Below are 6,617 nucleotides of genomic sequence, written 5' to 3' on the forward strand. Positions count from 1 at the left end.
GGGGGGGTCGGCGGCGCCCGCTGACGGAAGCCCGCCGGAAGCCCGTCGAGCCCGCCGGGAGCCGGCCCGGAAGTCCTTCGCGGGGCACGGCGGGGAAGGCGCGGTCGCGGGGCAAGGGCCGGACGGTCACGAAACCGTCCCGGTGGCCGGCCGCCGCGGGACCCGGTGCCGGAGCCCGCGGGAAGGGGTGCCGACTGGCGGCTGGCAGCGGGATCGTGGCGGCGGCCCGGAACGGCTTCCGGGCGCTGCTTCCGGGGCGGGACGGGGTCGGCGGGCCGGGAGGCGGCGGGGGAAGCGGGGCGCGGACGGCCCGTGGGCGGGGGCGTCCGGTGCCCCGGGACTGTGTAACAGGGCTGTAAGGGGGGCGGCCGGGGATGAACAAACCCCGGGCCGCGCGGATCGGAGTGATCGGAAACGCTCACCCGTGCCGGGCAGCCGGCACCGACCGCGAAGGAAGAAAACGATGCGCGCCAAGAAGGTCACCCTCGCCGCCCTGGCCCTCGCCGCCGGCCTCTCGCTCACCGCCTGCCAGGGGAACGAGGACTCCGCCAGCTCGAACGTCTCCGGCCCCTCCGCCTCCTCGGGCGGCTCCTCCTCGTCCCCGGGCGGCGGCTCCTCCTCGTCCTCCTCGTCCACGGGCGGTTCCACCACGTCCTCCGGCGGGACCTCCGGCGGCGGCAGCGAGGCCGGGAAGGACGCCACTCAGGCCGCCCCGGGCAGCGGCGGCGGGAAGATCACCACCGGTTCCTGCAAGACGGCGAACCTCGCCTTCAGCACCTCCCACGGCATGGGCGAGGGCGACCTGATCGTCAGGCTCAAGAACACCGGCGACGCCTGCTTCCTCAAGGGCTTCCCCGGTGTGGACCTCAGGTCCCAGGACGCGGGCCGGCCCCTCAGCGCCAAGCGCAGCGACGTCCCGGCCCCCACCGTCACGCTCCGGTCCGGCGAGTCGACCCGCTTCACCCTGCACTACCCGCCGAACAACACCGGCGGCACCGGCGCGTACGTCAGCGCCATGGTCGTCACCCCGCCCAACGAGACCCACTCCAAGACCCTGCCGGTCAGCCTCTCCCTGCCGGTCGAGGTGGGCGCGGACCAGAAGGTGATCGTGGACCCCGTCGGCACCGGCAAGCAGTAGGTGGTGGACCGTGCGGACGGTGCCGGGGCGGCGCCGCGGACGGACCGCTCAGCCGTGTGCGAGCTTCCGCAGCCGGGCCGCCGCGTCGGACAGCACCGACTCCCTCTTGCAGAACGCGAACCGCACGAACGGGGCGCCCGCCGCCTGGTTGTCGTAGAAGACCTGGGTCGGTACGGCCACGACGCCCGCGCGTTCGGGGAGGGAGAGGCAGAACTCCACGCCGTCGGTGACGCCCAGCGGGCGGATGTCGGTGGTGACGAAGTAGGTGCCGGCCGGGGAGAAGACGCCGAACCCGGCCTGGCGCAGCCCCTCCGAGAGCAGATCGCGCCGGGCCCGCAGCCCCTCGCGCAGCTCGGTGTAGTAGCTGTCGGGCAGTGCCAGGGCCTCCGCGACGGCGTACTGGAAGGGCCCGGCCGAGACGTAGGTCAGATACTGCTTGGCCGCGCGGACGGCGGTCACCAGGGCCGCGGCGGCGGTGACCCAGCCGACCTTCCAGCCGGTGAAGGAGAACGTCTTGCCGCTGGAGGAGATGGTCACCGTGCGCTCGCGCATCCCGGGGAAGCCCGCCAGCGGGAGATGCGTGCCGTCGAAGACGAGGTGCTCGTAGACCTCGTCGGTGACGGCGAGCAGGTCGCGCTCGACGCACAGCTCGGCGACGGCGGTCAGCTCGTCGCGGCTCAGCACGGTCCCCGTGGGGTTGTGCGGGGTGTTGAGGAGGATGAGGCGGGTGCGGTCGGTGACCGCGTCACGCAGCTCGTCCAGATCGAGGCGGTAGCTGCCGCTCGCGGCGTCCGGCCGCAGGGTGACGGGCACGCGGGTGCCGCCCGCCATGGCGATGGAGGCGGCGTAGGAGTCGTAGTACGGCTCCAGGGCGATGACCTCGTCGCCCGGTTCGACGAGGGCGAGCAGTGCGGCGGCGATGGCCTCGGTGGCGCCCGCGGTGACGAGCACCTCGGTGTCCGGGTCGTAGCGCAGACCGTGGAAGCGGAGCTGGTGGGCGGCCACGGCCTCGCGTAGTTCGGGGATTCCGGGGCCCGGCGGGTACTGGTTGCCACGCCCGTCCCGCAGCGCGCGCACCGCGGCCTCGCGCACCGCTTCGGGACCGTCGGTGTCGGGGAAGCCCTGACCGAGGTTGATCGCGCCGGTCCGCACGGCGAGCGCGGACATCTCGGCGAAGATGGTGGTGCCGAACTCGGCGAGGCGGCGGTTGAGCAGCGGACGCCCGCCCGGGGCAACAGCGTGGCCAGCAGTCATGGCGGCCATCCTCCGGCAACCTCTTATCTTCCTCAACTGTGCTTTGCGGCCGCCGGACCCCGGGCAGGAGCCGCCTGAGCCCGAAACGGCCGCAACTCGGTCGCGGCTCAGGGGAATTCGGGCCGACGGGGGCAGGGGGACTCCTTCATGGGCCAGGACGAGGCAGCCATGGGCCAGGACGAGGCAGCCATCGGCAAGGGCAGGGCGACTGTCGCCTTCGGGGCGGTGACCGGACGTCCCGTCCGGACCGCCGGGAGGGGAGGCGGTGGTGACGGGAGCTGACCGGCGCACCGACGGGAGCAGGGAACCGAGACCTCGAAGGGGGTCCGCATGGCATCAGTAGTGATCTTCATCTGCGTCGTGGGGGTGTTCGCCCTGGTGGCGGCGCTCGCAAAGTCGGCCGACACCCCGCACGGTCAGCACCGGGGCTCGCACGGGTCGTGGTGGGCCGGCGGCGGTGACAGCTCCTCCGGCTCCGGTGGCTCGTGCGGCGGTGGCGGGGGCGGCGGCTGCGGTGGCGGCTCCTCGTGCGGCGGCGGTGGTGGCGGCGGTGGTGGCTGCGGCGGCGGTGGCGGAGGAGGCGGGTGCTGAGATGGAGCAGCTCGGTCCGGTCCTCGGCATCGTCGCGCTGGGGGCCTTCGCCCAGGTGATCGTCGCGGTCGTCCGGATCGCCAACGGCAAGCCCGCCTACCGGCGCCGCAGGCGGCGCTCGTGGTGGGCCGGTGGCGGTGGCAGGGGCGGCGGCTGCGGCGGGGGCTCCTCGTGCGGCGGGGGTGGTGGCTGCGGCGGTGGGTCCTCGTGCGGTGGCGGTGGTGGCTGCGGCGGGGGCGGTGGCGGCGGCAGTTGAGGGCGGCGCGGCCGGGGCGTACGGGCCGGTGGCCGCTGTGGACGGCGCGCGGTCGATAAGCGTGCGCGGCGGCGCGCGCGCCGGGGCCGACGGGCGGTCGCAGGGGCGTGGAGGCGCGGTCGAGGGGCGTCAGGAAGGGAACACCTGACCTGTTCCATACCTATGGGATGGAAATCCGGAGAACTTGGGTAAAAGCGCTGAGGACGCGGCGCATTCCGTGGTTCGGTGAATCCTGAACTGTCGTCCCCGACCGCTTCCGGGCCCGTCCGCCCGGGGGCCTCGGGTGCTCGAGGGGTGGGCCGGCCCACCCTCCCTGCGTGTTTGCGGAGCCGACGCATGCTCACCACCCTGAAGACCGCCTACACCGACACCCGCGCACACGACCTCGCCTGGGCACTGGGCCGCGAGCCCCTCCCCGCGCTCGCGTGCCTGGACGTCGAACTGAACGGCGCCCGCGTGCAGTTGAGGCTGCTCGGCGCCTCGCACCAGGTGCTGCTGGACGAGGAGTACGGCAGCTGTTCCGAGACCGTCGCCTGTATGCCGGGCAGCAGCACCCCCCTTCCCCTGGGTGTCTCCAAGCGCTTCGGGGAGTGGGAGTACGAGTTCGCCGCCCGGGTCGAGCGGCTCTCCCCCGGCTCGTTCACGGGGCGCGCGCAGGAGTTGCTCGCGCTGGTCGCCGACCATCCGCACGGACTGGCCGGCACCTTCCCGGGGGCGCCGAGCGCCTTCACGGCCCTGCTCGTCCAGCGCCACGAGGGCCAGATCCGCTGGCGCACCTGGCACTCCTACCCTCAGGAGGGCTGCCTGGTCTCGACCCGTACCCGGGTGGCCGCGAGCGCCATCGGCGCCCAGTTGGTGGGGTGTTCGGGATTGAACCCGGTGGAAGCACCTATGTGAGTGACCTTCGGTGTCCGAAGAGTGACGTAGCGTGCACTCATGATCGACCGTCCCCAGCCCACCGCGGACAGCGCGCGGTTGCCCGTCCCCGCCGGGCTCGGACGCGGTTTCGTCCTCGCTTCGGTGTTCATGTGCGCGGCCTGCGGCCTCGTCTACGAACTCGAACTCGTCGCCGTCGCCTCCTCGTTGGTGGGTGACTCGGTCACCCAGGCGTCCGTCGTGCTGTCCGTGATGGTCTTCGCGATGGGCGTCGGCTCGCTGCTCGCCAAGCGGCTGCGCTGCCACGCCGCCGCGGGCTTCGGATACGTCGAGGCGCTGCTCGCGCTCGTCGGCGGGGGCTCGGCCATGGGGCTGTACGCGTGCTTCGCCTGGCTGGGCGGGGCGCGGGTCGCCCTCGTGCTGATCTCCTTCACCATCGGAGTGCTGATCGGCGCGGAGATGCCCCTGCTGATGACGCTCATCCAGCGCATCCGCGAGCAGGACCCCGGGGGCGCGCTCGCCGACCTGTTCGCCGCCGACTACGTGGGCGCGCTCGTCGGCGGGCTGACCTTCCCCTTCCTGCTGCTGCCGCTGTGCGGCCAGCTGACCGGCGGACTGCTCACCGGGGTGGTGAACGCCCTGGCGGGCGGCCTGGTCGTGCAGTGGCTCTTCCGCAACGACCTGCCCAGGCGGGTGCGCTGGCGGCTGCTGGCGGCCAACGCCGGTGCGCTGGCGCTGCTGATCGCCGGCTTCCTGGTCGTCGCCCCGTTCGAACGCGCCGCGCGGGAAGCCGTCTACGGCGGCGACATCCGCGTCGCGGTCCACACCGGCCAGCAGGAACTCGTACTGACCGGCGGCGCGACGCGCCGGGAGTGGCCCGACGCGGGCGAGCTGCGGCTCTTCCAGGACGGCAGGCTCGCCGTGGCGGGCCGGCGCGCCCCCGGGGCGCACCGCTCCTTCGTCCGCCCCGCCGTGGCGGGCGGCCCGCACGGCCGGGTGCTGGTCCTCGGCGGCGGCGACGGGCTGGCCGTGCGGGAGGTGCTGCGCGAGCGCGGGGTGCGCAGTGTCACCGTCGTCGAGAAGGACCCGGGCGTCGTCCGGCTCGCCCGCCGCGACCCGGGGCTGCGGGCTCTCAACGGCGCCGCCCTGGACGATCCGCGCGTCCATGTGGAACAGGCCGACGCCTTCCGCTGGCTGCGCGACCGCACCCGCTCCGGTGCTCCCCCCTACGACCTGATCGTCTCCGCCCTGCCGGAGCCGGCCGCCGCCGGCAGCCCCAAGCTGTACTCGCAGGAGTTCTTCGGGCTGGCCGCCCGCGCGCTCAGCGCCGAGGGCCGGCTGGCCGTCCGGGCCGGTTCGCCGGCCGCGCACCCGCGCGCGTACGGGACCGTCGTCGCGACACTGCGAGCCGCGGGCCTGCCACCCTGCCCGTACGGCGGTGGCGGCGGGGCCGCGTACGGCCGGGACGGTGGTGGCGGCGGTGGTGACGGCTTCCTGCTGGCCCGGCGGGCCCGGACCGCGGACAGGGGCTGCGGGACGGAGGGCGGCCCCGCCCCGGGCAAGGCCGGAGTGGGTCCGCGGGACCGCGCCGAGGAACTGCCGCCGTCCACGCTGATGCACCCGCGCTACCCGGGCTGAGCCCCGCGAACCGGGCCGGGAAGAACCGGCGCAGTCACCGGAAAGAACCGGCGCAGTCATATGTGGGCCGGACTGAGGAGTAATAAGCTCCGCCCCATGGAGCACGAGGTGTACGTTCCGTTTTCCGTCGGCTCTGTACGGGCCGCTCTCGCCGACAGCGCGCGCGTCGCCCGCTGTGTGCCCGGGCTGCAGGAGGAGCCGGCGGACGGCACCGGGAGTGCGCCGGATGCCGGGGCCGGGCCCTCGGGCGCGGAGGTGACGGGCCGTCTGAAAGTGCGCGTCGGCGGCTCGACCATCACCTACCGCGGCACCCTCTCCCTGACCCCGCACGGCCCCGCGGGCACCACCGCGGCGCCCGACGCGCTGGAGCGGCTGGAGGTCGAGGGCAGCGGCACCGAGGCGCGCGGCGACGGCACCGTCGAACTGGCGCTCACCGTCGAGCCCCGCTCGGCCGACGACGGCGAGGGCACGGCGCTGGTGTGCGTCGGCACCGTGACCGGGACCGGCAGGCTCTCCGCCCTCGACGAGAAGACCGCCTCCTCGGCGGGCGTGCGGCTGCTGGACCGGTTCGCCGCCGCGCTCGGGGAGAGCATCCGCGACGAGCCGCCCCCGGGCAGCCCCGAGGCGGAGGGCACCGGCGGCGGGGGCGACACCGCGCCTGTGGTGGGCGGCATCGGCGCGCCCGACGACAACGAGCGGGCCATTCCCGGGATCCCGGAGCCGGAGAGCGAACCGGACCGCCCGTCCGAGCCGGAGCGCACCCCGCTGTTCGAGACCGAGATTCCGCCCTCGTCCCTCGGCAGGGACGAGGAGGACGAGGTGGTGGACGGGCCGCGCGCGAGCGGGACGCGGCCGAGGCGCTGG

The 6,617-nt window shown here is 74.5% G+C and carries 6 protein-coding genes and 1 pseudogene; 6 read left to right on the forward strand and 1 reads right to left on the reverse strand.

Annotated features, from left to right (window positions below):
• The first annotated feature begins 463 nt into the window (after positions 1-463).
• Positions 464-1,138, forward strand: a complete 675-nt coding sequence (locus tag FM076_RS17305) for a DUF4232 domain-containing protein (protein ID WP_173871789.1) — start codon at positions 464-466, stop codon at positions 1,136-1,138.
• A 48-nt stretch (positions 1,139-1,186) separates the two neighbouring features.
• On the opposite strand, the gene FM076_RS17310 is transcribed toward FM076_RS17305, so the two are convergent.
• Positions 1,187-2,392 carry a pyridoxal phosphate-dependent aminotransferase gene (locus FM076_RS17310; RefSeq protein ID WP_173871790.1) on the reverse strand — a complete coding sequence of 402 codons (1,206 nt, stop codon included), beginning with the start codon at positions 2,390-2,392 and terminating at the stop codon, positions 1,187-1,189.
• Positions 2,393-2,722: 330 nt separating this feature from the next.
• On the opposite strand from FM076_RS17310, the gene FM076_RS17315 reads away from it, so the two are divergent.
• The 5 genes and pseudogenes from FM076_RS17315 to FM076_RS17335 form a co-directional block, all read left to right on the forward strand.
• Entirely contained in the window at positions 2,723-2,983 is a 261-nt protein-coding gene (locus FM076_RS17315) for a hypothetical protein (RefSeq protein ID WP_173871792.1), read from the forward strand.
• 1 nt (position 2,984) lies between these two features.
• Positions 2,985-3,239, forward strand: a complete 255-nt coding sequence (locus FM076_RS17320; RefSeq protein ID WP_173871794.1) for a hypothetical protein — start codon at positions 2,985-2,987, stop codon at positions 3,237-3,239.
• 336 nt (positions 3,240-3,575) lie between these two features.
• Positions 3,576-4,136 (forward strand): DUF2617 family protein, encoded by a 561-nt coding sequence (locus FM076_RS17325; RefSeq protein ID WP_173871796.1) that lies wholly within the window; start codon positions 3,576-3,578, stop codon positions 4,134-4,136.
• A gap of 39 nt (positions 4,137-4,175) precedes the next feature.
• Positions 4,176-5,753 (forward strand): polyamine aminopropyltransferase, encoded by a 1,578-nt coding sequence (locus FM076_RS17330; RefSeq protein WP_173871798.1) that lies wholly within the window; start codon positions 4,176-4,178, stop codon positions 5,751-5,753.
• Between the two features lie 96 nt (positions 5,754-5,849).
• Positions 5,850-6,617 (forward strand): annotated as a pseudogene (locus FM076_RS17335) (hypothetical protein); the annotation flags it as partial.

The organism is Streptomyces albus subsp. chlorinus, assembly GCF_013302895.1.
In the GTDB taxonomy this organism is placed as follows: domain Bacteria; phylum Actinomycetota; class Actinomycetes; order Streptomycetales; family Streptomycetaceae; genus Streptomyces; species Streptomyces chlorinus.